The following is a 25,193-nucleotide window of genomic DNA, read 5'->3' on the forward strand; positions in this document are numbered from 1 at the left end:
CTCGCGAAAGCGGAGTGTCAGGTGATGCATCTGGTGACTGACACACCGTCTTCGCGAGCAAGCCCGCTGCCACATTTTGACTGTATTTCAAGTCGAGCCAGGTGGGAGCTGTGTTTCAGATCACGCCATGTGCGGCACGGCAATCAGCAGGATGGCGGTGCCATGGGCGATTGTCGCCGGCAACACGCCATAACGCATGCGCACCAGAGCGCACGCCAAGCCTTCGATCAGGGTAAACAGCAACACCGGCCAGCCCAGTTGGGTGACGCTTAAGGCCAGGAAAGCATGACAGGCTGCAAAGGCCACGCCGCTGATCAACGCCGCCCGCAACGGGGTGACCTGCTGCTCCAGATAGCCCTGTAAAAAGCCGCGAAACAGCACCTCCTCCAACGCATTGGCGCCATACGCCAATACCACCATGCCCGGCAGCCACACCCAGTAGCCGTGGATCGCGGACGCCTCGATGCCTTGATAAACCCGCAACGGCACGCCGATCAAACAGCCCACGGCCAGCGCGACAGCCAGGCCAACCGTCGGGTTGCCGATGGACCAGCGCACCCACTGCCACAGCTCCGGTGCTATCCGTGCAAGCAGCGCTATCAACAGCAGCGAAAAACCACCCAGCGCCGCCAACACAAAGGCATTGCCGCTGAATGCAATCTGCACATCGCCGCTCAACGACCAGATGCCCAACGGCGTCATCGCATCACGCAGCAATACAAATGCCATCAGCAAGATAAGGATGCGTATCGCGGCCAACGCTTTGGGCGTAAGCGCGAACCACAAGCCAAACAGCAGCACGCCGGGTGCCAGGTAGCGTGCGTAGTTGACCAGCACCACCATGCCTGAGGTAATCATCAACGGTTATTCCCGCAGGTTAAGCGTGAGCAATGGCCAGCATTTCGATTTCAACCGCCGCTGATTTTGGCAACTGCATCACACCAACCGATGTCCGTGTATGCGCCCCGGCGGCACCGAGGATTTCATGCAGCAGGTCGGAGGCCGCATTGGCCACTTCGCTCTGCTGGTCGAAATCTTCAGCGCTGCGCACGTACACCGCAATGCGCGGGATTGCCTTGACCTGATCCAGCGAACCCAAGGCCTGCTTGAGCAACCCCAGGCAACGCAATGCGCTGATACTCGCAGCGATTTGCGCCTGGGCCAGGGTCAGGCTTTCACCGACTTTGCCAGGCAGCACGATGGTGTCGCCGACACGGGGAATCTGGCCACTGATGTACAGGTGGTTACCGTCGCGCACCAGCGGCGTGTAGTTGCCGCCGATTTTGAATGCTTCCAATAGATAGCCGATGCGCTCTTGCGCGGCCTGGTATTTCTGATCCGGTGTCATACGCGTGAATCCTCCTGGCGACGTTGCCATTCATCCACCACATCGCCCAGCGTCTTGGGGATGTCGTTGCGAATCCAGGCCATCAACGGCCGGTCGAACTTGAACGCCGGGCCGCAGTGTTCAAGCATGAATCGGCGAACTTTCTGGGTATTTTTATAGTATGGCGTCACCGGGGTGGCGCGGGTCATGACGCCGCTGTGCCAGTCAAAATCCATTTTGCACCTCGGACGAGTTGTTGTTTCGGCAGTAGCATAGCGATGTGCTACTGGTGCAGGAAGTGGCAAGCGTAAGCCTTGGCGCTTATTTGATGTGTTGGGACGTCGTATAAGACAGTCTTATTTCCATGAAGCCTCTAGGCCTTAACTTTTTAAGACTTTTAAAAATTTCACTTTCCTTCCCAGACGAAAATATTGCATGGTTGTACGACGACTAAAGTGGTCGTTGCGCCCCCAACAACAATAAGGAAACACCCATGCCAAACGTCAAAGTGCTGATCGGTTTTCTGTGCCTGTTTTCCGGTTATGTCGCAGCGGCGCCTGCCGCCGCTGAAAAGGATGTGGCTCAAGCGGTCGACCAACTGACCCAAGCCATGCTGCACCTGGACCTCAAGCAGCTTCACGCGCTGACGTCCGACAAACTCACCTACGGTCACTCCAGTGGCAAAGTGCAGGACAAGGCGCAATTCATCGCCGACCTGGAAACCCACACCAGCGCCTTCAAGACCCTCGAAATGCAGAACCAGACCATCACCCTGCAAGGCGACACCGCCCTGGTGCGCAACCACTTTCACGCCTTGGCCGTGAACAGCGGCGTCGACGTGCCGACCGACATCGACAACTTTCAGGTCTGGCAGAAGCAAAAAGGCAAGTGGCTGCTGATCGGGCGTCAGGCTTACAAATACTGATGACGGCGTTGAGCCGCCCAAGCTCGGCTCACCACTGCACCACCCTGCGCACGCGCACCAGCGCCGTGCGCAGCGCCGTCATGTCCACCGAGCCCAGCGCCAGGCGCAGCGCATGCGGCACGCTCGCCGAGACGGCAAACGGCTCGGCGGTGGACACCGAAATGCCCTCGCGTTGCAGGGTCATGGCGACCTGATCGGCCCGCGCCTCTTCTGGCAGCGGCAACCACAAAAAATACGACGAGGGGTGGCTGATGTAATGCACCCCAGCCAACACCTGCGCGGCCAAGGTTTGTCGCGCCTGGGCATCCTGGCGCTTTTGCGCTTCCAGGCGGGCGACGGTGCCGTCCTCGATCCAGGCGACGGCAATCGCGCTCATCACCCCGGGCACGTTCCAGGTGGTGGCCATGATGGTGCGTTCAATCGCCTTTACCCATGCCGCAGGCGCCGCAACAAAACCGACGCGCAAGCCGGTGGCGACACTCTTGGACAGCCCGCCGACGTACACCGTGCGTTCAGGCGCCAGGGCCGCCATTGGCGGCGGTGCGTCCTCGGCCAGGTACGCGTAGGCCGCATCCTCGATCACCATCAGGTGGTGCTGGCGGGCGATGGCCACCAGTTGTGTTCGTTGCTCCAGGCTCATCACCCAGCCCAACGGGTTATGCAGGGTCGGCATGCTGTACACGGCGCGCACCGGCCGCTGGCGACACAGGCGTTGCAGAGCCGCCAGGTCCGGGCCGTGGGCAGTGACCGCGATTGCGACGATTTCCAGGTGCAAGGTTTCCGCCAGCACCTTGAACCCCGAATAGGTCAGCGCGTCGACGGCGATCACATCCCCTGGCTTGAGCAACGCCATCATCGCCACCGCCAAACCGTGCTGGGCCCCGCTGACCACCAGCACCTGCTCGGCCTCCACCGCCAGCCCTCGGCTCAACAGGTGGCGAGCCATGGCGGCGCGCTCATGCAAACGGCCGGCATGGGGCTGATAACGCAGCAACGCTTCCAGGTCGCCCGATAACGCCAGTTGGCGCAAAGCCGTGCGCAACAGCTCCGCCTGCCCCGGCAGCGACGGGTAGTTGAAGTTAAGGTCGAGCATCCCCGTCGCGACGCTCATCTGCCCACTGCCCTGCCCTGGCGGCAACGCGATCTCGCGCACAAACGTGCCACGGCCGGTTTCACCGCTGACCAGGCCCATGGCCTCAAGTTCGGCGTACACCCGGCTCGCGGTCACCAGTGCCAGGCGGTGGTCGGCGGCCAGTTGCCGGTGGGTGGGCAGGCGCGTGCCGGGCGGCAACACCCCGCTGCGGATGTCCTCGGCAAAGGTGTCGACCAGCGACTTGTAGCGGGCGCGCGGCATAGACGGTGTATCCATTACACTTTTTTGATTGTGCTGATATTCGACCCTAGGATGCCCGTCACGCAACCCCTCCTTTCGAGCACACCCCATGGAACGTACCTCAGCGCTCAACCCACTCGACAGCAGCACCCAAGGGTGGATCAACGGTTTTATCGGCGTCGTGATTTTCAGCGGTTCATTGCCGGCCACACGCTTGGCGGTGATGGAATTCGACCCGGTGTTCCTGACCATGATCCGCGCCACCCTCGCCGCCGTGCTGGGGTTATGCCTGCTGCGGCTGTTCCAGGCGAAGCGCCCCGCGCGCAATCAATGGCTGCCCCTGGTGGTCGTGGCCCTCGGCGTCGTGATCGGCTTTCCCTTGCTAACAGCCCTGGCCTTGCAGTACGTCACTTCCGCACATTCCATTGTGTTTATCGGCTTACTGCCCCTCGCCACCGCAGTGTTTGGCGTGCTGCGCGGCGGCGAGCGTCCGCGCCCGGTGTTCTGGTTATTTTCGAGCCTGGGCAGCCTGCTGGTGATGGGCTACGCCGTGGCCCAAGGCTTGAGCGCCGCCCCCGCCGGTGACGTGCTGATGCTGTTGGCGGTGTTGGCCTGTGGCCTGGGTTATGCCGAAGGCGCCAAGCTGTCGCGCAGCCTGGGTGGCTGGCAGGTGATCTGCTGGGCGTTGGTGGTGTCGCTGCCGGTGGTGGCGCCCTTGAGCCTGATCCTGGCGCCTTCGACCCTGGCCGGCATCAGCCTGCCGGCCTGGCTGAGCCTGGGTTATGTGGCACTGTTCAGCATGCTGATCGGCTTTGTGTTCTGGTATCGCGGCCTGGCCCAAGGCGGCATTGCCGCCGTCGGCCAGTTGCAGTTGCTGCAACCGTTCTTCGGGCTGGCACTGGCGGCTGGCCTGCTGCACGAGCCGGTCAGCCTGGGCATGGTACTGGTGACGGTCGCAGTGATCGGCTGCGTGGCCGGCGCGAAGCGGTTCGCCCGTTAACGGCCCTAGCGTTGTGGCGCGACCATCTTGAATTTGATGTTGATGCCGTTGGACACCACGCTGTTGCCGGCCCACTCGCCCTCACCAATTTTGAAGTCGTCGCGGTTGAGGATGAACTCACCGTCGAACACGCCGATACCGCTTTGCTCCTTGAGCACGACCTCAATATTGACCGGCCGCGTAATGCCCTTGATCGTCAGGTTGCCGGTGATCCTGTAGCGGTTGTCGCCCAGCGCGCGGGCACCGTTGGATTCATACACGCCCACCGGATAGGTTGCGGTGTCGAACCACGCCGGTTGCTGCAACTGGGTGTTGGCGTCCTGGCTGCCGGCATCGATACTGGCGAGCTGGATCTTCAGCAATGCGTGCGCCGCCTCGGGCTTTTGCGTATCGAAGGTCAGGCTGCCCTCGAAGTCGCTGAAGGTGCCGTACACCCGCTGCCCGAATTGCTGGAAGGTAAAGCTGATCTGGCTGGCCGTGCGGTTGACGTCTTTGTACTCCACGGCCTGGGCATTGGAAAACCAACCCACAACCAGAGCCAGCATGACGACCGGGAGCGTTCGACGCTTCATGGAAAACTCCGCAGGAGAAAAGAACACGCGCGCTGAGCTTACACGCCACGCCATGGATTTATTCCCATCAGGCGTTTGTCCTGTTAAACAGAGTAGTCGCCCCAGAACAATAAGGACTTTGCATGCACACCCCTTCTCTGCAGGACACCACCGCGCCGGAAGGCATCTGCTACGGCTGCGGCGGCAGCAACCCGCACGGCCTGCACATCAAAAGCCGTTGGGACATCGATGGCGTCCATGTGATTGCCGAGCATCAGCCGGACGCCAAATACAGCGGCTGGCCCGACCTGGTCTACGGCGGCCTGATCGCCATGCTGGTGGACTGCCATTCCAACTGGACCGCCATGGCCTACCACTATCGCGCCGAGCAACGCACGCCCGGCAGCCTGCCGCGCATCGACTGCGTTACCGGCAACCTGGGGATCAAATTTATCAAGCCGACGCCGATGGGCGTAACGCTGAGCCTGCGCGCACGGGTCGAGGGTGACGTGGGGCGCAAAAGCCGCGTGGTCTGTGAGGTGTACGCCGGTGACGTGCTCACGGCCATCGGCGACTCGGTCTTTGTGCGCGTCGATACCGGCCTATTGGCTGCCGCCGCCCATGGCCGCGAAGGCTGATCCTGGTCTACATTGAATGCCACTGCTAATCGAGGACTGCTCCGATGACTCGTCTCACCGCGAAAGACTTTGCCCCCGAACTGCTGGAACTCTATGACGGCTACGCCCACGGCAAGCTCAACCGCCGCGAATTTCTCGACCGCGCCGCGTTGTTCACCTTCGGTGGCCTCACCGCCTCCGCGCTGCTGGCGGCACTGAGCCCCAACTATGCGCTGGCCGAACAAGTCAAATTCACCGACCCGGACATCATCGCCGACTACATCACCTACCCCTCGCCCAAAGGCAACGGCACCGTGCGCGGCTACCTCGTGCGCCCGGCCAAAGCCAGCGGCAAACTGCCCGCCGTGGTGGTTGTCCACGAAAACCGAGGCTTGAACCCCTACATCGAAGACGTCGCCCGCCGCCTGGCCAAAGCCGGCTTCATCGCCCTGGCACCCGACGGCCTCACCTCAGTGGGCGGCTACCCCGGCAACGATGAAAAAGGCGTAGAGCTGCAACAGAAAGTCGACCCCGAAAAACTCATGAACGACTTCTTCGCCGCCATCGAATGGCTGATGCACCACGACAGCAGCACCGGCAAAGTCGGGATCACCGGCTTCTGTTATGGCGGCGGCGTGACCAATGCGGCGGCGGTGGCCTATCCGGAACTGGGTGCGGCGGTGTCGTTCTATGGGCGCCAACCAGAGGCCAAGGACGTGCCACGCATAAAAGCACCGATCATGCTGCATTACGGCGAGCTGGATACGCGGATCAACGAGGGTTGGCCGGCGTATGAGAAAGCGTTGAAGGCCGCAGGCACGACCTATGAGGCGTATATCTACAAAGGCGCCAATCATGGGTTTCATAATGATTCGACGCCACGGTACGACGAGGCGGCGGCGAACCTGGCGTGGGAAAGAACCCTCGGCTGGTTTAACAAATACCTGGCCTGATCATGATCTGAATGGTGGGAGCTGGCTTGCCTGCGATGGCGGTCTTACAGTGACAAATGTGCTGGCCGGCCCGGCGTTATCGCAGGCAAGCCAGCTCCCACATTTGATCGGTGTTGCCCGCTCGCCATGCATGGTCAAAGGCCAGCAATCCATATCGCTTTAATTTGCAGGAAGTTTCCTAGACAATCCTTTGGCCTTGCGCCTGCTCACGCCACTGGCTAGCCTTCGCTCTGTCGCTGCCTATCAGCGAACAGGAGTGGAAACCTGAGAACAAGTAGGCCCCCTTATCAGGAGCTTATGTATGAGCAAAAGCCATTCGGATTCAACTTGCTTCACCCCCGACCGCAAGATCTTTGATCGCGCCCTGAGTCACTATCTGCAACCCGCTTCACCGCAATCTTTTACAGTGCATCAAGACCTAAGCTTCGAAGACGCCCTCGCCCAAATCTGCAACCTGCTGCGCTGTGCTGCGGCCACCGCTGCCGACACCACCCAAGGCCTGAGCGGCGATCAACGCCATATGGCTGGCGCAACCGAACACCTGATCGACATGGCCCGCACACTTGCCGACCGCGCACTGGATTGCCTGCAGCCCAGGGCATAAGCCAGCGCCCCTGACACGGCACAAAACAAAGGTGGGAGCTGGCTTGCCTGCGATGGCATCACTTGGGTCTGTCAGAAAAACCGAGGTGTTTGCATCGCAGGCAAACCAGCTCCCACATTGGACACTCACTGTTGTCGGAATCAATGCTCCAACGCATACCGCCGACTAAAAATAAGGGTCAGACCACGTTTAGTGCTCCGTCAGTAGAATAGTGGTCTGACCGCATTTTTTGCATCATCAAGCGCAGAGCTTGGAGTAAATTTGTGAGGATCCCTCAGGGTCTAACCCCGATTTTCTGACAGGCAGGCGTTAGAAAAACATCTGCTTATCCTTTTGCACTCCAACTACTCACTACGTCCCTCACACACTGCTTTGAGCCCAAGCATTGTAGTTGGAGTAGGACCCAAATGAGATACGGTGCTAACGAGCATATTGGCGTCTTTGTCTCCTTCTAAATGGTAATCCGCACCACCACAGGCCTTTTTAGCCTCTTGATTAATATTTTCCAATAACCCCGCCCTTGAATTGAAAATACTACCACTGCTGGTAATCATATACTCACCCGGTGCAATTTTACTGGCATCCGTCCACGTGCAACCTGTCAAATGCAAAGCAACGAGGCCGACCAATATTAATTTTTTCAATTTCACAACCTCACATAGATTACTTATTTAAAGGATATTTTTTCTTCGCATCATTTACGCACTTGAACATCGCACTTAACACCCAGACACCTTTATATTAATTACTTTAAAAAAGCTCTGAGAAAATCAAATAACTCTGCCGCCCTTTTCCAGCCCTCTTTGTCACACTTCAAAAGTACGAGGCAGCAAAGGTGACAGATTTATTTCTCAAAAACGCCGCAAGGACCCCACCCTTGGCCGTCACGGCGGGGACGAACGCCGACAGCACCTCGGCGCCCAACTTAACAATGAAAAAGATCAGCACCGCGATGCCAGAATCGATGATTCGGGCCAGCAGGCGACGGCCGATGCTGGCCAGAATGGTCGGCCGTTTAGCGGGGGCAATTGCGTCCATACGGTATCACTCCGGCTTATGTAAACAGCAACAACGGCCGAGCTCTGCGCCCGGCCGCCTCAAGCGCTTTTTAACTCACTTGCTTTCTTTTGCCACGGTACCCAACGACGCGTCCTTGACCAGATAGCGGCCTTCCACATCGCTCAGCACTTTGAGGCTGTTGCGCGCCACGGCGAAGCCCATTTCGACTTCCTGCTTGAGGTAAACCACCTCACCGGCCTTGACGTTGATCGGCATGTCAGCCCAGTTTTCAGCTTTAGAACTGATCACGTGTTGACCCGGCGTCACGAAGAAATAAATGTACTGGTTACCACGGTTGTAACCCATCTCCGAGTCGGCTTCCTTGTCATCCAGGAACACGTTGAACCGCACCATCATCCCCACGTTGCTTGGGCGTACGACATACACCAGGCCTTTATCGGCGACCGCGGCCTTGGGCAACGAGTAGTTCGCCACGTCAGCCTGCATCTTCTCCACCGACGGCGTCGAGGAGCAGCCAAACAGCGTGGCCAGGGACAATACAACAGCAGCTTTGCAGAACAGCTTGATCATGTACTTCTTCCTTGTGGTGTGACGGTAGAGCGGGTTGAGAGCCCCGGCGATTGGCCGGCGCGGGTTCTTTGATGCGTTTAATCATCGCCAGGGTATCGGCCTCGGGGACGAATACGTGAAGCGTTGTGCGTGGGCCAGCACTTTGATGCCTTGCGGGGGTTTGGGCGCGGGGCTTGTATTCCGGCCCGTCGCCCATATGGCGATCAGGTTTGGCGACCTGACAAGAGAGTACAAAAGCAACCCGCTTCTTTATTTAATTTTCCGAGGTCCTTTGTTGCTTAAATAAATCTGTCCCCATTTCGCCTTTTATTTATTAAACCATGTTCTTCGGGATTGAAATTCTCCGGCCATATAGTTTGATCATCGTACGAAGCCCCCTCCAGATTACACTGATCCAGCCCGACAACAGTGACGTCCGCACCTGAAAACTCAACGTCTCGAAAGTCCCCCCCAACTACGGTGGCACCTCTTAAGCTTGACAAGCTAAAGTCAACCTTAGAGAAATCAGAATACATAAGTAAAGATCCAGAAAGATCAACCCCTCTCATTTTGGATCCGACCAATATCGCATTAACCAATGAAACATTTATCATTCTCGCATCATTCAATACAGAAAAATAAAATACAGAATTCCTCAAATCACAACCTGTAAAGTCGGCCTTACTAAAATCTAAGCCCTCAAATATCGCACGATGAAAACTAATACCTTTAAGATGCGCACCAACAAAGGTTTCAATAGAAAGCTCTAGGCAGTCACCTGCCTCAAACTTTACTGTAATCATCTGTCATCCCAGTCCAAAGGTGAAATTTCAAAAAAACAGAAAAAAACAGCGGTTAGACCACGTTTAGTGCTCCGTTAGAAGAATAGAGAAGAATAGTGGTCTGACCCCATTTTTCTCGGCTCTTAACTGCATTATCGACTTTTCCGTGATAGGGAGCACCTTCATAGTCCAATCGGCGCATGGCGCCTGCACTTTCGCCGGCAGTTCCTGTCGCTTTTGCACCATCAAATTATCGGAGCAAAAACCTCTCTCTTAGTTTTTCCACAACTCGGCTCATTGCTACAAGCGGGTCGACACCATCCTGAGAGTAAATACTGCACGAAGCCATATCTTCCGAATAATCAAAGTCCGCATAGACTTCCTGAAGTCTATTTATTTTATCTTCGTCACTGTCATTCGACGTATCAATACAAAGCAGAAAAGCTAAACGCCACTTTTCAATTTCGGCAAGAAGGTTCGTCATCTCCATTTGTTTTGAGACAACCTCAAGAAGTTCTTCATCGCTTAAATATTCGCCTCCAGCAATGATGGCAACGCGCTCGCTTTCGCAACCATTTAAAAGCTGATTCATGGCAAACTCAAAAATATCTTCTCGCCCTATCCAGCGCTTTCTAAATCCCAAAAAAATGGTTGACCAACAAGCCAAACCCAAACTAATCAATACACCAAGTGGGGACATTACCTTCTCCTTATTTTTTCTGAATTTGGTTAGGCAGGCCAGTTACTTGACCACCGTAAAAATAGGTAGAAAAAAGGGAAAATAGGGGTCAGACCACGTTTAGTGCTCCGTCAGAAGAATAGTGGTCTGACCCTGTTTTTCGCTGTTTTTCGCTGTTTTTCCGTGACCCCGTTTTTCCTCAAGATGTAAAAAACAAAAGCCAATTTATTAAAGAACTAGATTTTAATATCTCAAACGAAAAAACACGTATAACTCCAAAAAAGTACACTACACCTAAATAAACTCGCCTACCTTAGACACAAACACCCTATGAAAATCAAATAAATCTGTGCCCTTTTCCAGGCGATGCTGCACAGATTTTGGGGGCCGAGGACACTTGGAAATATTGGAGCATGCTCTGCGTGATGAGGTGCATCATCAGGCGCAGAGCTTGGAGTAAATTTGTGGGGATCCCTCAGGGTCTGACCCCGTTTTTCATTTTTTTGCGACTAAATAAACCCACCCCATTTCCGCCTGCTACTCATCATCCCAAAATTTTCCTGGCTGCGCATATATGCCATCATTTAATACACTGCACCATCCAAAAAGCCTATAAAACATTTCAAGATCCAGAATTTGATACACATCAGTTTGTATTTTCTTTAATGTTACTCGACTGTGCGCATAGTGCGAATACTGCCCTCCCACGCCGGAAATTGCTCTTAATTCGAGTTCTGAACGGTCCCATTCCGAAACGACTCCTGTCACCTCAGGAAGCGGATCTAAAAAACATATTTCAAATTCTTTTGATATTTTACATACACACGGAATTAGTCTCTGGGCAAGCAGGCTTTCGGCAACCATCGTCCGAGGAAAAACAATATTTAATTTCATTTCAACACTTCCTTTGGGACAACAACATAACCGGAAAAATTCTTTTCAAAAGTAGTTACCGGACTAAAATACTGCTTTCCATGGGAGTCTCGTATCGCAACAACATCGATACCATTCCTCCGAGTAACGCCATCTACCACTACAAAATGGGAAAAGTTGGTGCCATTAGTTTTATCTACCACCTGAACAACGACAGGTGTTCCATTTGAGGTATATCTCGACAAGTCAGCAACATTACGGCCAGCATAGGCGGCAGCATTAATACCCTCGGATTTCATTAAGCTTGCAACATCGTTAGGAAAAATACCGTCTTTTCCGGGTGGAAGTTTCTCTATCAAATTGCCTATGTCAACCTTTTTCCCCATGGTATCCAAAACCATTCCACAGGAGTTATGCCCGCAGGTGGGTACTGGCCCCTGATTCACGACCAAACGCTCACCGTTTCGCGGTATCGAATCGCCAAGAAGTGGGTTTTTAGGACCTGCTCCCGATGGTAAATTCTTCGCTAGCCCTTCCACCAAGTCCGCCGACTCGGCCACTTTCCCTTCAAGGTATAGCTTTTTCGCTTTACCCAAAATTTTCTGAGCTGCATCTCCAAGCCCGGGAATCAACCCAACGCTTGCCATCGCATAATCGAACGGATCCTGCGCCTCATAGAATCCCTTTGCGTCACCGTAGATGGGGATAAAGTCTGAACCGAACTCAGCAAGTTCCTTCGCCAGCCGCGCCGTTTGTGCCGCAGCAAATGGGTTGTTTATTTCCTTGATACTGCGAAGCTCAGCCTCAATCGAATAAGCAGCAAGTTCCTTGTTTTGGGCAGTTTCCTTAGCCTGCTCTTTGGCTTCAGGACCAAACCTGGCGGCCACAAGGCTCCGCGCGGCTTCTTCCGCTTTTTGTCGTAAACCGCGGCAGGTACTGCTGGCGCCGTTCGCAGTACAAGCGGTTTTCAGTTCCAGATCACGAAGTTTATCCAGATTGTCCAGGGCGTCAGCGCGACCGCAGGCAGCCTTATCCCCTCCCTGACAGTCTTTCTTAGCCTCGCGGCGCTCTTGATTTTCCTCATGATTGAGGTAGTTGTACTGTGTTGCATTACCCGCCACCCATGCCCCAGTTTGCAGACTTTTCGCATCAGCACCATCCAGTACCGAAGCCGCAAGCACACCAATCAACTGCGAGTTCATGACCAGCAAACCTTTCTTCTGGTCATCGGGCATGGCGGCGTAGTTCTTGGCGAGGCTATCTACCAATGCTTCAGTTACGCCAGCTGCCAGCGCTCCTGTGCGAAAATCGCCTCCAGAAGCCTCAGCTGCCAACCCGCCCATCAACGCATGCAACCCAATCTTGGTAATGCCACCCTCTGCAAACCGGCCCTTGGAAACATCCCCGACCAAGTTAAATCCATAAGCCGCAAATGCATTGGCCAAGCTATTTTGCAACGCCTCCCCAAGACGGGCTTCCCCTCCGAGCGCGCGATCCACCAAGACTGATGTTCCGTTTTGCAGTACTTGGTTGGCCGTGAACTGCCCCACGCCTTGCCAAGTGCTCAACGGACTTACGGTGGCAACAGCGCCAGTGTTGGGTAGTGCGGTGGAAGTACCGGTCTGAGTGCTGGTCCACTTGTCATAAACACCAGCAGTCAAGCCAGCAGTGACACCGGATACCACATAGCCCCTCATCGCATCGCTCGAAGTTACATCCTTCAAGACAGCGCCCAGGTTGCCACGGTTATTGATGGTGCTGATTGCACCGTTACTCGCCATGCCGCCGAGAACGACGCTCCCCGCAGCATTGGCCCAGCCCGCAGCAGAGGTAGCGGTGGCAGCAGCCGTCGCCCCTGCCATCGACGTCCCAGTCCCTGCAGCAGCAATTGCACCGCTGGCGGCACCCATCGTGAAGTACGTCACGATGATTGCAATGATGATTTGCGCGCCGGCGCCTAAGCCTGAATTGCTATATTTGAAACTGTCATGCAGCTCTTTAACCTGGCGCCAATCCACATCTCCGCGCTTCTCGGCCTCTTTCAGCCAAGCCAACTGCGGGTCGGCTTTAACCATCGCATCAATCGTCTGGCTAACCGTATTCTGATCGATCTGCTTGATATCAATCTTCAAGCCATCGACGGCTTTAATCACGACGTTGCCTTCTGCAACCATCTGCGTCTGGCGTAGAGTCTCGTCGGTGTTCCCCTTGCCCTTGGAGCTCGTCCAGGCGAGGTCACCCTTGCTCTTGGTGTGGCTCTCGTCGTGCAAATCCTTCACCGCCTCAAACGTCACCGCCCCGCCACTGACAATCGCAATATCCCCGCCACTGTCGAGCTTCGCCGCCTGATACTTCTGGTCCCCGCCGCTCTGCAACGTCAGGTCACCACCGGTCTTGATCTCACTCCCCACATTCGTGACCTGGGTGACTTCATCACGCTGGGTTTTCTTGCTGCCCCAACCGCCCTTTTTGCTCATGTCGTACAGCGAATAGTTGCTGTCTTGCGCGGCCAGCAGGCTCAGTTCGTTGTCGGCGTGGACATAGGCTTCGTTGCCGGCGCTGATTTTGCTGGCGACCAGGGTCAGGTCGGTGCCGGCGATGGCGATGAGGTCGCCGCCGGCTTTGAGTTCGGCGCTTTGCTGGGTGACGGTGTCGAGTTGGGTGGTGGTTTTGGTGCCGCCTTTTTTGCCTTTGGAGTAGTCGTGTTGCTCGTTGGCGGCGGCGGCCAGGGTCAGGTTTTCGCCGGCTTTGACGCTGAGGTCTTTGGCGGCGCTGACGGTGCTGGCGACCACGGCGATGTCGCGGCGGGCGTCGATGGCAAGGTTGCCGCCCACGTCCACGTTCGAGCCGTATTGCAGGGTGGTTTGCTCGGTGCCTTTGACGCGACGGCGTTGGTAGGCGTAGTCGTCCTGTTCAGTCTGGCTGGCGATCACCACGTCGCGCCCGGCGGTCACGCTGGCGTTGCCACCGGCCTTGAGGTCGCTGCCGATGTTGAGCACATCGCGCCCGGCGTTGAGCTTGAGGGTGTCGGTGGCTTCGAAGCGCGAGGCGTCGCTGGCCACGTCGTTGCGCAGTTGGTAGCCGTCGCCTTGCTGTTTAAAGGTGGTGACGGTGCGCTCGTTGAGGATGTCGCCGGTCACGGCGGTGGCGCTGATGTCGCGGGCGTTGATGATGCCGCCACGGGTGTTGCGAATCGAGTCGGTGGCGAGCATTTCCAGGCGGTTGCCGGCTTGCATCAGGCCGCTGTTGTCGATGTTGCCGGCGACCATGCTCAGGTTATTGGTGGCGCGCAGGGTGCCGCTGTTATGCAGGTCGCCGCCGGTGATCAGGCTCACGTCCTGGCCCTGGATCAGTGCGCCGTTGGGTGCCAGGCGGTTGTTGGCCTGGGCCAGGTAGAGCACTGGGGTCAGGACTTTTTGGCCGTTGACCTCGGCTTCTTCCATCCACACGATGTCGTGGGTCAGCGCCGCGACTTGTTCGGCGCTCAACGACACGCCGAGTTGCAGCTTGAGCGAGTCCTTGTAGCTGATGGCGTTGTCCATCAGTTAACGGAACAACGCGTCGTCACTGGCGATGCCGTCGATGTAGCGCTGGCCAGTGCGGGCCACCACGGCTTCGCGGATCAGGCGTTGCTCATAGAGACCATCGCCCAGGCGTTTCCAGGCGGTATCAGGGTTGTAGCCCAGTTTGCCCAGCAGGTAATCGGAGCTCATGAACTGCTTGAGATCGGTGAGCGCCGGGTTGGTTTCGATCAGGTATTTGTGGCTGTTGTCGACCGCGGCGATTTGCGGCAACCCTTGCACGCGGGTTACCGACGGCGCGCGGCTGTCCAGGTTCAGCGGGCCCTGGCCAGTGACCGCGCCGCTGAGTGGCTGGCCATCGACGCTGAAACCACGCTCTTGCACGGCGCTGTAGTCCAGCGGTTTTTCGCGGTCTTTGTCGGCAATCTGGCGGCCGCCGACGCTGAAGTCGCCAATGCCCGTGGAGGCGCTGGCGGCGCTGTCTGCCTTGGCCTGTTGGCCGCTCAAACGGAACAGGCCGTTCTGGCCGGTGGGCAGGCTGAAGCCGGGCAAGATGGCCGGGTTGACTTGGCGCTGGGCCAGGTCTGGCGGCAGTTGCGCGGTAATCGCCGGTTTCACCGTGGAGGCGAACACGTCGGAGTTGGTGTTGTGGTTTTGCGCCGGGGCCTTGATGTCGGTGGCGTTGGGGCGAATCACGCTGTTGTCGATTTTTTGCGTGGCGTTGACCGTCACCGATCCAGCCGCCTGAATCACCGCTTGGGCAATAACGCTGCCGGCGGTCGGCACCACGTAGGTGCTGGTTTCGTAGAAGTTACCGATGCCGGCCATGATCTTGGCCAGGGTCATTTCACCTGGGCGGTAGTCGCCGGAGTTGGGGTTGTTATAGACGTTGAACTGGTTCTGGCGCTCCATGAAGGTGTTGTAGAAGCTGCGGTCACGGGTATAAAAGCCCGAGTTCAGGTGCACTTCTTCGCCGCCGGCCGCGCCACGGTTGGTCAGCACGTCGGTGTTGATCAGGATGTTCTTGGCGGCAGACACCGAGCTGTAGAGGTTATCGAAGGTCTGGCTGCCGACGGTCAGGTCACCACCGGCGTTGATGAACGCCGAGGCCGAGCTGCCGACCAGCACGTCTTCGTATTTCTCTACGGAGGTGAAGTACAGCTCGCAGCCTTTGCCTTTGCAGAAGTCGTTGGAATAGATATTGAGGTTGCCCGAGACCAGTTTCTTTTCCGTGCTGAACTGGTCGCGGCGGTTGCTCAGGGTGTCGGCCAGCAGGCGCATGTTGCCGGCACTTTCCAGGCTGCCGGAGAGGTTTTCGATCAGGCTGCTGCGCGCGCCCGCATCGTCGCGGGCTATGTCCAGGCCGCCGAGGCTGTAGAAGTCGCCGTAGCTGTTGCGCACATCGTTGGCGCGCAAGGTCATGTCGTTGCCGCTGAACAGCAGGCCCCTGTCGTTGAGCAGGTGGGTGGCGTTGAGGCGGACTTTTTCCGCGCCGCCCAAGGTGCCGTAGTTGTTCAGGGTGGTGGCGTTTACCGTGAGGTCGCCGAGGGCGGTCAGGCGCCCGTGGTTGTTCAGGGTGCTGCTGTTGACCTGGGTGACCGCGCCGCCGGCAATGCGGGCGTTTTCGCCCAGGTCCATGCTGGCGCTGGTGAGGGTCATGGCGCCGAGGCTGCTGACCCGGCCGTTGCCGCTGTAGCCGCCGCTGAGCGTGAGGTTGAGGCTGCCGTCACTCGCCAGCAGGCCGTCGTTGGTCCAGGTGTCGCCCGTGCCGGTCAGGCTTTGTGCGCCCAACAATTGGCCGTTGGCGGTCTGGGTGAATTGGCCGATGTCGAGGTTCAAGCGCCCGGCCTGGATCACGCTGCTGTTGGTCCAGCTCGCTGCCTTGATGTCCAACTGGCCGTTGGTGACAAAGCTGCCGCCGGCACGGGTGACTTGATCAGACGTCAGGTCGAATTTGCCGCTGCCGGTGTGCACGATACGGCCACCGTTGTTGTCGAGGTTGCCGGCTTGCAGGTTGAGATTTTCGTTGGCACTTTCCAGCGCACCGGAGCGGTTATCGAACAGGCCCGCCACGTTGATATCGGTGTTGCCCGCGCGGCCCATGGCGCGCAGGTTGCCACCGGCGTTGTTGAGGATTTGTGCGGCAAGGCGCAGGGTGTCGTCACTTTCGATCAGGCCAAAGCGGTTGCTCAGGGTGCCGGTGAGGCCGAAGTCGATGCTGCGGGCGCCGACCTTGCCGCCATTGTTGGCCGCCGTGCCCTGGTTATCGAAGTCTGCGGCGGTGACCTTGAGCAAGGTGTTGGCATACACGCCGCCGCCCTGGTTATTCAGGCTGCTGGTGACAATGCGGTTTTCACCGCCCAGGGCGGACAGGTGCCCCAGGTGGTTGAGCACACCGCCATTGGCGTCGATATCCAGCGATTGCGCCTGGGTGATGCCGCCGCCGTTGTCGAACAGGCCGCTGACCAGTTTGATCCAGCCTTTGCCGCTGTTGAGGATGCCGCCGCTGGTGTTGGCCACGTTGGCCGCGTTCAGGTCCAGGTTGCCGCTGAGGCTGTCGACTCGACCGCCCTGGTTGTTGAGGGCGCCGCTCAGACGCAGCAGGTTGTCGGTCTGGCTTTGTAAGGTGCCCTGCTGGTTATCGAGGGTGCGTGCGGCAAGTTCCAGCTTGCCCTTCTGGCTGTAGATCAGGCCGTCTTGCTGGTTGTTGACGTCACCGGTCAGCAGTTTGATCAGCAGGTCTTGCTGGCTGGCGAGGGTGCCTTTGCCACTGTTGTTCAAATCGCCGCTGGCGAGGGTCAGGTCGAGCCGGTTTTGGCTGACCAGTTGGCCGCCACGGTTGTCGAGGCTGGCGGCGTTCAGCAGCAACGCGCCGCCACTGGCCAGGCGCGCGGTGTTGGCGTTGATCAGCGCACCGCTGAGGGTACCTTGCAGGCTGCCCTGGCTGATCAGTTGGCCGGCGCTGTTGTCCAGGCTCTGGCCGATCAGGTTGATGTTGGCCGCGCTGATCTGGCCACCACGGTTGAGGATCTGGCTTTGGGCGTGGTTGAAGCCCAGCAATTGGCTGGAGGAAATCAAGCCGTTGTTGCTGTTATCCAGGCGCCCGGCAATGCTGAGGCCCACATCGCCCTGACTGGAGATGATGCCTTGGGCGTTGTTGAGGCTCGCCGCGCTGAGGGTTTGCAGGCCCTGGCTCACCAGGGCGCCCGCCGCGTGGTTATCGAGGGCGCCGCTGAGGTTGGCTTGCAAGCTGCCGTTTTTGCTCGACAGCGTGCCTTCGACGCTGTTGTCGAGGCTGCCGCCGGCCACGGTCAAACCGTTCCAGCCGGAGATCAGGCCCTTGTTGGCGTTGATCAGGGTGTTCGCCTCGACACGCAGTTGATCGGTGCTAAGGATGACCCCGCGATCACTGTTGTCGATACGCTGGGCCGCCACGCTGAACCCGATATTGCTGGAGATTTCGCCTTGTTCGCGGTTGGTGAGGTTAGCCAGGCGCGCAAAGCTCAGCGGCCCTTTGGCGCTGATCAGGCCGGCGCTGTTGTCGAGGTCGCCGCCTTGCAGGTCGATGGCCACGGCGCGTTCGCCGATCAGGCGGCCCTGGCGCTGGATCAGCTGTTGCACCACAAGTTGCAGGTTGCCCTTGGCCGAGACTTCACCGCCAAGGCTTGAGTCCACATGCTGCCCCGCCAGGCTGAGGTCGCCCTGGCTGTTGATCAGGCCTGCGGTGTTGTCGAGGTTAGCGACGTTCAGGCTCAAGGCCTGTTGGCTGCCAATCACGCCGTTGCGGTTGCTCACATCGGCCGCCGTCAGCGTGAGGTTGCCATCACTGACCAGTTGCCCGCCCTGGCTGTTATCCAGCGCGCCGGTGCTGAGGGTTTGGCGGGTGCCGGCCGAGAGCCGGCCTTTGTCGCTGTTGTTCAATGCGCCCGCCGTTGCATCCAACGTGGTCGCAGCGCTGATCAGGCCCTGATTACGGTTGTCCAGGGCGCCAGCGACCTTGAGGTCCAAAGCGCCACGGCTGGCAATCGCGCCACCGGCCTGGTTGTTAAGGCTGCCCGCCTCCACCTGCAAGAGGTTCTTGGCCGACACCACGCCCTCGACGCTATTATCCAGCGCCTGGGCAATACGCACCTGCAAGCTGTCGCCACTGATGACTTTGCCGCCACGGTTATTCAGCGTGTCGGCCGCCAACAGGAATGATTGCGTGCTGGAAAGCTCGCCGCCCTGGCTGTTGTCGACGCTGCCGAGGTTGCGCAGCAGTAATTGGCCAGGGGTGGCAATCAGGCCGTGGTCACGGTTGATCAGTTGCCCGTGGTTCAGGTCCAGGTCGATGCTGGTATTGCTGACCAGTTCGCCGCGGTCATGCTGGTCCAGCCCGGCGAGGTTTGCCTGCAGCGTGGACTTGGCGAAGATCGAGCCTTGCTAGCTGTTGTCCAGTTGCCCGGTTTTAAGCAGGATCCCGGCGTCACTGCTGATACTGCCGCGCTGGCTGTTGTTAAGGCCCGCGCTGCGCAGGTCAAGCTGTTGTTTGGCACTGATCACACCGGCCTGGCTGTTGTTCAGCGTGCGGGCATTGAGCGTTAACGCGCCGTCACTGAGTAACACGCCCTGCCCTTGGTTAAGCAGATCGCCGCTCAGGTTGATGTTCACGCCCGTTTGGCTGATGACCCGCCCGCCCAGGCTGTTGTCCAGTTGCCCGCCGTTCAATTGCAGGCTTTGGCGCGCCGCCAACAGGCCTTTGTTCTGGTTGAGCAGGCGTTGCACGGTCAGTACCAGGCCGCCGTCACCAATGACCTTGCCGCCACTGTTGGTGAGTTGATCGGCACCCAGCCGCACGCGGGCCTGGCTGGAGATTTCACCCTGCTGGTTGAGAATGCTCGGGCTGTACAGGTCTACGCCACGGGTGGCGGCGATGAGGCCGCCGTTACGGTTATCCAGGGCGGTACCGGTAAAACTCAGCACGCCTTCGCTGACTAATTCGCCAGCTTGTTGGTTGAGCACGCCGACGGTTGCCAGCAGGTCGCCCTTGGCGCTGATCCGCCCGGCGCCGTTTTCGATTTGACTGGCGCTGAGGGTCAGGCCGCCGTCGCTGCTCAGTCGGCCGCCAGTGCCGTTGTTCAGGCTGGCCAGTTCGATGCGGGTGTTGGCCTTGCTGCTGATCACGCCCTGCTGGCTGTTGTCGACGCTACCGCCGGTAAGGGTCATCGCCCCGTCGGCAATCACCAGGCCGCCCTGGTTGGCGAGCGTATCGCCGTGCAGTACCAAGGTGTTTTTACTCGATACCAGCCCGGCCTGAGCGTTGTTGAGTTGGCCGACGCTAACCTGTTGCGCGCCCTGGCTGATCAGGTTGCCTTGATTGTGGTTATCAAACAGCCCGGCAATGTTCGCGGTCAGGTTGCCCTGGCTGGCGACAGTGCCTTGGCCGCTGTTGTCCAGGCTGGCCGCCTGCACGGTCAGCAGGCTGGTGGCCGAGAAGATCCCCAGGCGGTTGTCGATGGCGCCGCTGGCGAGCACAGTGAGGTTGGCGCCCAGCAGTTTGCCGGCGCGGTTATCCAGGGTCGTGGCGGTAACGGTGGTTTGGTTGGCGGAGATTTCGCCTGCCTGGTTGCTCAGTAGGCCGGCGGTTACGTGGGCCTGTTGTTGGCTGGCCAGCAAGCCGTTTTCATTGCCCACTTGCCCGGCAATGAGCGTCAGGGAATTGAGGCCGATCACGCGGCCGTTCTGGTTTTGCAGGGTCGCCGCCGTGACGTCGGTGCTGTTGTCGCTGTGCAACACACCACCGGCGCGGTTATCCAGGCCCGTGGCATTGACCTTGAGGGATGCCGTGCCCAGCACCCGACCGCCACAGTTATCCACTTGGCCTGCGCTGACCACCGCGCTCGCGCCGCTCAACGTCGCGTTCTGGTTGTCGAGGTTGTGTGCAGCCGTCACCGTCAGGGTGCGGCTGGCAACCACACTTTGGGTATTTTTAAGGCTGCCCGCGGACACGCTGACATCGCCGTTGGTATTGCGCGTTTCATCGGCGTTGACGCCAGCCTCGATAATCCCGGTGTTGGTGACCTGGCCAGTGCTGGCCAGGGTGACGCTGTCGCGGGCGGCGAGGCTTTTCTGGTTGACCAGGCCTTGGGCGCTGGTGACCTGCACGCTGCTGCCGGCGTAGACCTTGTCGGTCAGGTTGACGCTCTGTGCGGTGACCTTGATGTTGCCGGTGGCGGCGGTCTGCGCCAGGCTCAAATGCCCATTGGCATCCAGTTGGATATCGCCGCCGCTGGCCGCCAGTGTGCCGTCGAGTTTCACGCCCACGCCGGCTTCGGTGCCCACCAGTTTGATCGCACCGGCGTACATGCCGCCCAATGCCGACGAGTCGATCGCCAGTTCCGGCTTGGCGCTGCCGTCATCGGCACGCGCCGTCGCATTCAAGGTCTGCGCGTTAACGTCGTTGCGCCCGGCGACCACGGTCAAGTTGCGCGCGTTGATCTGGGCATTGATCTTGGCCGAACGGGTGATGATTTCGAAACGGTCGACATTACTGGCGTTCAAGCCCTGGCCGTCGATGGTCACGGCGCCGCCATCGACCTGGTAACGGTCCAGACGGCCGTTGTCGAGCACCGGTTTGCCGGTGGTCAGGGTCACATTCGGGGTGTTGATGAAACCGCAGCCGCTGCAGGTGATGCCGTACGGGTTGGCCACGATAACCTTGGCCGACTGCCCCGCCACTTCGGTGTAGCCGCGCAATTGGCTGGGGCTGCCGCCGTTGACTTCGTTGAGGATGATGTTGGCGGCGCGGCCTTGCAGGTTCGGGTTGCCGAGGATAATCCCGCCCAGTTGGGTCGATTGGGTGCGGTCGGTGGCGTTGTTTAGGATCACGCCATTGGTGCCGACGTTGTAGTCCTTGAACTGGTTGTGGGACAAGCCACTGCCATTGGGTGCTGCGATGTTTACGATCGGCACGCCATTGCCCGCCGCGCCCAGGCTGGTGCCCGGGGCGCTGACCACGATGCCTTCGGCATTGGCCAACAACGGCTGCCAGAACAATGCATTGGCCAGGATCAGCGCCAGCCCGCGTTTGGGCAGGCCGATGAACGAGTCACGGCGTTTCAGGGCAGCAGAAGGCTGGCGAGCGAGGAAGGCAAACTGGCGAACATCCATTTCAAATTCTCGATGCAACTGGGCGTTGAATTAGAGGAAAAAATCCATGCGAAAGTAGATCGGCGCTTCGCGGTCAAGCAGCGCGGCCGGTCGTTCCAGCGAGTGGGCAAAGGTCACGCTGGTGCTAACGTGCTGGCCACGGGCGAACAGCTCAAACGAATTGCTCGACACCCGGCCATGCACTTCCCGGTTGTAGCGAGCGTTACGGATAACACCTTGGTCATAGCCGACACTGGCGCCGTATTCGCCGAACACCGGGCGCAGCCAGTCGAGCGTCACCGGGCGGCTCCAGCGCAGGTCATTGCGCCAATAGCCGCCGCTGTCGCCATTGAGCTGCTGGTCTTTGAAACCGCGTACCGATGAGGCGCCACCGAGGCTCATGCGCTGGGGGCTGAACAACACGTCTTCACTGCGTTGGCCGGTGGCCAGGCTGATAAAACTGAACGACTCGCCCCACAGCTTGAACGGTTGCAGGTAGCTGACGGTGGCGGTGTATTTGCGGTAGCGCGCGTCCGGCACGCCAGGCCCCGGGTTGTGATTGCCCTGGGCGTCGAAGGCGCCGGTGCCGTTCTGCATACCGACGTCGAGGTTGACGAAGGCGCTGCCAATGCGGCGCCCATGGTTGATGCCCAACTGCAACTCACTGAGGCGATTGCTGCTCTCTTTGAGGTGGTTGTCGTTGATGTAGTTGTTGGTGCGCAGGTGGGCCAGGCCAACGTTCACCGAGGTTTTGCTCAGGGCGTCGCGGTGGATCACGCGCTCGGCGCGCAACTGGTGGTTTTGGCTGTCGCCGGTTTGCTTGAAGTCAAAGCCGTCGCCTTTGGCCACTGAGCGGTAATCGCTCTGGTTGTAGCTGTAACTGAAGTTCCACCAACCCCACGGCACGTTGTAGTAGAGCATCGCGTTTTTTGAGGTTTTCTGGTGGTCGCTGATGGCGTCGTGGCCGCCGCGCAGCACCAGTTGATCAGCCAGGCCCAGCGGGCTATCCCACTCAAAGCCGGTGCCCCACTGCTGCTCGCCGGTGCTGCGCTGCCCATCGTTATTGCGCGACAGGCTGGCACGCCAAGGTTTTTGCGGGTTGTTCTTGACCAACACGGTACTGCCGCCAACAGCACTGCCCGGCGTCAGTTCCATTTGTGCCTGGTTGGAAGGCAAGCGATTAAGCTGATCGATGGCTTGCTCGACTTCTCGCAGGTTGAGCAAGTCACCGTTGTTGCCGGGAAAGGCCATGGCCAGTTCGCGATCGGACAGCTTGCTGTTGTCGGCGCCTTTTACGCCTTCAAGTTTGCCCTCCACTACCAAGACTTGCAGACGACCACTGGACAGGTCTTGCTGCGGCAAGTAGGCGCGGCTGGTGACCAGGCCTTTGACGATGTAATAGTCGGTAACGCGCTTGAGTAGTTGATTGAGCTGGGAAACGCCCAGGCACTGATCAACATAGGACTTGAGCAGGCGCTCGCGCTCAACGCCAGAAAGGCTGTCGGCACCTTTGAGTTCGATGTGCTGGATGGGGAAACAGCGGGTGTCCACCGGGCCGGCGGGAGCCACCGGGTTTACCTCTTTGCCAGGCAGGTCCTTGAGTTCTTCAAGACGCCGTTGTTGTTCTTCCAACAGGCGGTTTTGCCGGTCGCGAATCAAGTCCTGGTCACCAGGATTGGTCGCGGCAAAGGCGCTGTCAGGGGCACTAAGGCACAATAACGTCAGGCACAGTAATGGCCGAGTCCATGGCGTGAGCAGGTACATATTTCGTTCCGTCGAAAAACAATGGCGGCAAGCTATCATCGAACCTGGAGCATGCCAAGATTCTGGCAACCGTGATATTTACGTTAGAATATTTATTAAGCTATTGATTTATAATCACTTTTTTAATTTATCACTTTAAACAACCATTACTAATTCAGATGAACGGCAAATGACAAGCACTTGACACTCACAAAATAATAAAAATTTAAATAGGAGATCGCCTAGGATTTGCGCGAAACGTCTTAAAAAACACAAACAGTAACAAAGTTACTCTCACATTCCGCCGTTGCGGCACCTCAACTTCAAGTGATGAAGGGCATCCACTGGAACACCCTAATGTGTTCCAGTGCGACGCCTTAGCGTCGTTAGTGCTCCAACGCATACCGCCGACAATGGTTGAGATAACCCTGCTCATGGCTGCCGACCAACTGCACCACACTGGTCCATAACCACGACGGTGCATCCAGTTGTTTAGAGCGGTTTTCCTGCAATGTTGCCATCCAGTCCTTGCGCGTCTCGCGGTCCATCTGCCGTGCGTGGGCAATGCCGACTACGCGGGCCAGGTATCCGGCGGCGTGCATGGCGTCGGTTTCGCTGAGTTCGTCCAGCTCCAGCTTCATGTCCTGGGGCAGCAATTCACGGATGAAAAAACCATGGTCGAGAAAACGCGTCGCGATCATGCGCCCACCCAGGCCCGGTGACAGCTGGCGGGCGCCTTCCACCACACGCCGGCCATTGTCGCGGGGCATCTTGGCCCGCGCTGCGCGGGGTGCGGCAGCGCCGACGGCTTCCTTGATGTCGATCAGGCAATATTCCTGATCGTCCTTGTCGCCTACGCCCAGCAGCGCCGCATAGCGCAACAAGCCCAAGGAGCTGCAACCCTTGACCCAATAAGCCGAGTCCAGCAGCTCAACCTTGGCGTCTTTGGGCCGGCCTTTGAGTGAGGTGACCAACTGATGAAGCTCATCGGAGGCGCAGAGCGTTTGCAGGGCGCTCTTCTCTGCCCGCGACAACGACCAGAAATGCTTGCCCAGTGGAATCGTCGGCCGTGCATTTTCGATGCGTTCACGCGCCAGGTTTTTCCAGGTGCGCTCCACCGCGCTGCGCATGCCGGCCTTGACCTGGGAGGGGCGTGGCGGCACTTCGTCGGGTTCGTCTTTGAAGGCTTGCTCGTAGCCCACCATCATTTCTTCGAGCATGCGCGCGGTGGTCACCCCCGGCAGGTCCGAGCCGCGCGCGGCGGTGGCCAGGGATAAGGCCAGACGCACCAGGTCGTGGGCCGGGTTGCCGATCACGGTCTGGTCAAGGTCACGTATATGCATGTCAATACGGCCCTTGTTGTCGCCGGTAGGCCCCAAGTTGCCCGCGTGACAATCACCACAAATCCAGATCGCCGGGCCGTGGGGCAAACGGCGGCCAGGGAGACTGTGCAGCCATTCATAGAACTGCACCGTGCTGCCACGCACGTAGGCGTGGGCGGAACGCGCCATCTTCAAGTTGCGCAATTGCGTGAGGTGGGGCATGCGATCGGAGGGACGCGGGGTTTTCATGGGTGAACTCGTGACGA

The 25,193-nt window shown here is 58.5% G+C and carries 21 protein-coding genes; 5 read left to right on the forward strand and 16 right to left on the reverse strand.

Translation table 11 applies throughout. The features are described 5' to 3' along the window. Nucleotides 1–120 precede the first annotated feature (120 nt). From ACI77D_RS14970 to ACI77D_RS14980, 3 genes are read right to left on the reverse strand one after another with little or no spacing between them, the layout of a single operon-like run. Complete coding sequence (locus ACI77D_RS14970) at nucleotides 121–858, reverse strand: CPBP family intramembrane glutamic endopeptidase (protein ID WP_407016898.1); 738 nt, start codon at nucleotides 856–858, stop codon at nucleotides 121–123. A 19-nt stretch (nucleotides 859–877) separates the two neighbouring features. Beyond that, nucleotides 878–1,348, reverse strand: coding sequence for a RidA family protein (locus ACI77D_RS14975; RefSeq protein WP_128592254.1), 471 nt, complete (start codon nucleotides 1,346–1,348; stop codon nucleotides 878–880). Beyond that, the gene (locus ACI77D_RS14980) at nucleotides 1,345–1,563 is read right to left on the reverse strand and encodes a DUF6434 domain-containing protein (protein WP_407016899.1); all 219 of its coding nucleotides are present in this window, start codon (nucleotides 1,561–1,563) and stop codon (nucleotides 1,345–1,347) included. Before ACI77D_RS14980 ends, ACI77D_RS14975 begins: the two co-directional genes overlap by 4 nt. A gap of 257 nt (nucleotides 1,564–1,820) precedes the next feature. Here ACI77D_RS14980 and ACI77D_RS14985 point away from each other — a divergent pair, with 257 nt between their 5' ends. Next, nucleotides 1,821–2,252, forward strand: a complete 432-nt coding sequence (locus ACI77D_RS14985) for a nuclear transport factor 2 family protein (protein WP_064452653.1) — start codon at nucleotides 1,821–1,823, stop codon at nucleotides 2,250–2,252. A 28-nt stretch (nucleotides 2,253–2,280) separates the two neighbouring features. Here the strand turns inward: ACI77D_RS14985 and ACI77D_RS14990 are convergent, their stop codons facing one another. Further along, nucleotides 2,281–3,606, reverse strand: a complete 1,326-nt coding sequence (locus ACI77D_RS14990) for a PLP-dependent aminotransferase family protein (RefSeq protein WP_407016900.1) — start codon at nucleotides 3,604–3,606, stop codon at nucleotides 2,281–2,283. Nucleotides 3,607–3,694: 88 nt separating this feature from the next. On the opposite strand from ACI77D_RS14990, the gene ACI77D_RS14995 reads away from it, so the two are divergent. Continuing rightward, nucleotides 3,695–4,585 (forward strand): DMT family transporter, encoded by an 891-nt coding sequence (locus tag ACI77D_RS14995; RefSeq protein WP_407016902.1) that lies wholly within the window; start codon nucleotides 3,695–3,697, stop codon nucleotides 4,583–4,585. Nucleotides 4,586–4,590: 5 nt separating this feature from the next. Here the strand turns inward: ACI77D_RS14995 and ACI77D_RS15000 are convergent, their stop codons facing one another. Next, entirely contained in the window at nucleotides 4,591–5,157 is a 567-nt protein-coding gene (locus tag ACI77D_RS15000) for a YceI family protein (protein ID WP_407016903.1), read from the reverse strand. A gap of 122 nt (nucleotides 5,158–5,279) precedes the next feature. On the opposite strand from ACI77D_RS15000, the gene ACI77D_RS15005 reads away from it, so the two are divergent. The 3 genes from ACI77D_RS15005 to ACI77D_RS15015 all read left to right on the forward strand — a co-directional run bounded on the left by ACI77D_RS15005 (nucleotide 5,280) and on the right by ACI77D_RS15015 (nucleotide 7,310). Next, nucleotides 5,280–5,774 carry a PaaI family thioesterase gene (locus ACI77D_RS15005; RefSeq protein ID WP_407016904.1) on the forward strand — a complete coding sequence of 165 codons (495 nt, stop codon included), beginning with the start codon at nucleotides 5,280–5,282 and terminating at the stop codon, nucleotides 5,772–5,774. 44 nt (nucleotides 5,775–5,818) lie between these two features. After that, nucleotides 5,819–6,706: a YghX family hydrolase gene (yghX, locus tag ACI77D_RS15010; protein ID WP_262664915.1), complete on the forward strand. Its 888-nt coding sequence runs from the start codon at nucleotides 5,819–5,821 to the stop codon at nucleotides 6,704–6,706. 301 nt (nucleotides 6,707–7,007) lie between these two features. Beyond that, on the forward strand, nucleotides 7,008–7,310 hold the full coding sequence (locus tag ACI77D_RS15015; protein WP_407016905.1) for a DUF6124 family protein: 303 nt from the start codon (nucleotides 7,008–7,010) through the stop codon (nucleotides 7,308–7,310). A gap of 344 nt (nucleotides 7,311–7,654) precedes the next feature. Here ACI77D_RS15015 and ACI77D_RS15020 read toward each other — a convergent pair whose 3' ends face one another. From ACI77D_RS15020 to ACI77D_RS15070, 11 genes are all read right to left on the reverse strand, one after another. Beyond that, complete coding sequence (locus ACI77D_RS15020) at nucleotides 7,655–7,960, reverse strand: hypothetical protein (protein ID WP_208604437.1); 306 nt, start codon at nucleotides 7,958–7,960, stop codon at nucleotides 7,655–7,657. Nucleotides 7,961–8,123: 163 nt separating this feature from the next. After that, a complete protein-coding gene (locus tag ACI77D_RS15025) occupies nucleotides 8,124–8,348 on the reverse strand; it encodes a hypothetical protein (RefSeq protein ID WP_221294917.1) in 225 nt (74 codons plus the stop codon). Between the two features lie 75 nt (nucleotides 8,349–8,423). After that, complete coding sequence (locus tag ACI77D_RS15030) at nucleotides 8,424–8,816, reverse strand: DUF2846 domain-containing protein (RefSeq protein ID WP_169876735.1); 393 nt, start codon at nucleotides 8,814–8,816, stop codon at nucleotides 8,424–8,426. Between the two features lie 362 nt (nucleotides 8,817–9,178). Continuing rightward, nucleotides 9,179–9,682: a pentapeptide repeat-containing protein gene (locus ACI77D_RS15035; RefSeq protein WP_407016906.1), complete on the reverse strand. Its 504-nt coding sequence runs from the start codon at nucleotides 9,680–9,682 to the stop codon at nucleotides 9,179–9,181. A gap of 229 nt (nucleotides 9,683–9,911) precedes the next feature. Further along, nucleotides 9,912–10,361, reverse strand: coding sequence for a DUF2247 family protein (locus tag ACI77D_RS15040; RefSeq protein ID WP_407016907.1), 450 nt, complete (start codon nucleotides 10,359–10,361; stop codon nucleotides 9,912–9,914). Nucleotides 10,362–10,877: 516 nt separating this feature from the next. After that, nucleotides 10,878–11,234 (reverse strand): hypothetical protein, encoded by a 357-nt coding sequence (locus ACI77D_RS15045; RefSeq protein WP_305453733.1) that lies wholly within the window; start codon nucleotides 11,232–11,234, stop codon nucleotides 10,878–10,880. Beyond that, nucleotides 11,231–14,755 (reverse strand): DUF637 domain-containing protein, encoded by a 3,525-nt coding sequence (locus ACI77D_RS15050; protein ID WP_407016908.1) that lies wholly within the window; start codon nucleotides 14,753–14,755, stop codon nucleotides 11,231–11,233. The genes ACI77D_RS15045 and ACI77D_RS15050 overlap by 4 nt, the downstream gene beginning before the upstream one ends. Before the next feature lie 3 nt (nucleotides 14,756–14,758). Then, the gene (locus ACI77D_RS15055; protein ID WP_407016920.1) at nucleotides 14,759–19,147 is read right to left on the reverse strand and encodes a beta strand repeat-containing protein; all 4,389 of its coding nucleotides are present in this window, start codon (nucleotides 19,145–19,147) and stop codon (nucleotides 14,759–14,761) included. A 9-nt stretch (nucleotides 19,148–19,156) separates the two neighbouring features. Further along, nucleotides 19,157–21,883, reverse strand: a complete 2,727-nt coding sequence (locus tag ACI77D_RS15060; protein WP_407016909.1) for a filamentous hemagglutinin N-terminal domain-containing protein — start codon at nucleotides 21,881–21,883, stop codon at nucleotides 19,157–19,159. A 30-nt stretch (nucleotides 21,884–21,913) separates the two neighbouring features. Continuing rightward, nucleotides 21,914–23,626, reverse strand: coding sequence for a ShlB/FhaC/HecB family hemolysin secretion/activation protein (locus ACI77D_RS15065; RefSeq protein ID WP_064452664.1), 1,713 nt, complete (start codon nucleotides 23,624–23,626; stop codon nucleotides 21,914–21,916). Between the two features lie 365 nt (nucleotides 23,627–23,991). Continuing rightward, the gene (locus ACI77D_RS15070) at nucleotides 23,992–25,176 is read right to left on the reverse strand and encodes a DUF2252 domain-containing protein (RefSeq protein ID WP_064452665.1); all 1,185 of its coding nucleotides are present in this window, start codon (nucleotides 25,174–25,176) and stop codon (nucleotides 23,992–23,994) included. Between the last annotated feature and the right edge of the window lie 17 nt (nucleotides 25,177–25,193).

Source organism: Pseudomonas sp. O39, assembly GCF_045447295.1.
Lineage (GTDB): Bacteria > Pseudomonadota > Gammaproteobacteria > Pseudomonadales > Pseudomonadaceae > Aquipseudomonas > Aquipseudomonas antarctica_A.

Excerpts from the sequence above, each read along its gene's own strand:
- ACI77D_RS15005 (WP_407016904.1), top strand. The coding sequence starts at position 5,280 with ATGCACACCCCTTCTCTGCAGGACACCACCGCGCCGGAAGGCATCTGC.
- ACI77D_RS15015 (WP_407016905.1), top strand. The coding sequence starts at position 7,008 with ATGAGCAAAAGCCATTCGGATTCAACTTGCTTCACCCCCGACCGCAAG.
- ACI77D_RS15060 (WP_407016909.1), bottom strand. The coding sequence starts at position 21,883 with ATGGATGTTCGCCAGTTTGCCTTCCTCGCTCGCCAGCCTTCTGCTGCC.
- ACI77D_RS15030 (WP_169876735.1), bottom strand. The coding sequence starts at position 8,816 with ATGCAGGCTGACGTGGCGAACTACTCGTTGCCCAAGGCCGCGGTCGCC.
- yghX (WP_262664915.1), top strand. The coding sequence starts at position 5,819 with ATGACTCGTCTCACCGCGAAAGACTTTGCCCCCGAACTGCTGGAACTC.
- ACI77D_RS14995 (WP_407016902.1), top strand. The coding sequence starts at position 3,695 with ATGGAACGTACCTCAGCGCTCAACCCACTCGACAGCAGCACCCAAGGG.
- ACI77D_RS15025 (WP_221294917.1), bottom strand. The coding sequence starts at position 8,348 with ATGGACGCAATTGCCCCCGCTAAACGGCCGACCATTCTGGCCAGCATC.
- ACI77D_RS15065 (WP_064452664.1), bottom strand. The coding sequence starts at position 23,626 with ATGTACCTGCTCACGCCATGGACTCGGCCATTACTGTGCCTGACGTTA.
- ACI77D_RS14985 (WP_064452653.1), top strand. The coding sequence starts at position 1,821 with ATGCCAAACGTCAAAGTGCTGATCGGTTTTCTGTGCCTGTTTTCCGGT.
- ACI77D_RS14980 (WP_407016899.1), bottom strand. The coding sequence starts at position 1,563 with ATGGATTTTGACTGGCACAGCGGCGTCATGACCCGCGCCACCCCGGTG.
- ACI77D_RS15070 (WP_064452665.1), bottom strand. The coding sequence starts at position 25,176 with ATGAAAACCCCGCGTCCCTCCGATCGCATGCCCCACCTCACGCAATTG.
- ACI77D_RS15045 (WP_305453733.1), bottom strand. The coding sequence starts at position 11,234 with ATGAAATTAAATATTGTTTTTCCTCGGACGATGGTTGCCGAAAGCCTG.
- ACI77D_RS15040 (WP_407016907.1), bottom strand. The coding sequence starts at position 10,361 with ATGTCCCCACTTGGTGTATTGATTAGTTTGGGTTTGGCTTGTTGGTCA.
- ACI77D_RS15035 (WP_407016906.1), bottom strand. The coding sequence starts at position 9,682 with ATGATTACAGTAAAGTTTGAGGCAGGTGACTGCCTAGAGCTTTCTATT.
- ACI77D_RS14970 (WP_407016898.1), bottom strand. The coding sequence starts at position 858 with ATGATTACCTCAGGCATGGTGGTGCTGGTCAACTACGCACGCTACCTG.
- ACI77D_RS14975 (WP_128592254.1), bottom strand. The coding sequence starts at position 1,348 with ATGACACCGGATCAGAAATACCAGGCCGCGCAAGAGCGCATCGGCTAT.
- ACI77D_RS15050 (WP_407016908.1), bottom strand. The coding sequence starts at position 14,755 with ATGGACAACGCCATCAGCTACAAGGACTCGCTCAAGCTGCAACTCGGC.
- ACI77D_RS14990 (WP_407016900.1), bottom strand. The coding sequence starts at position 3,606 with ATGCCGCGCGCCCGCTACAAGTCGCTGGTCGACACCTTTGCCGAGGAC.
- ACI77D_RS15000 (WP_407016903.1), bottom strand. The coding sequence starts at position 5,157 with ATGAAGCGTCGAACGCTCCCGGTCGTCATGCTGGCTCTGGTTGTGGGT.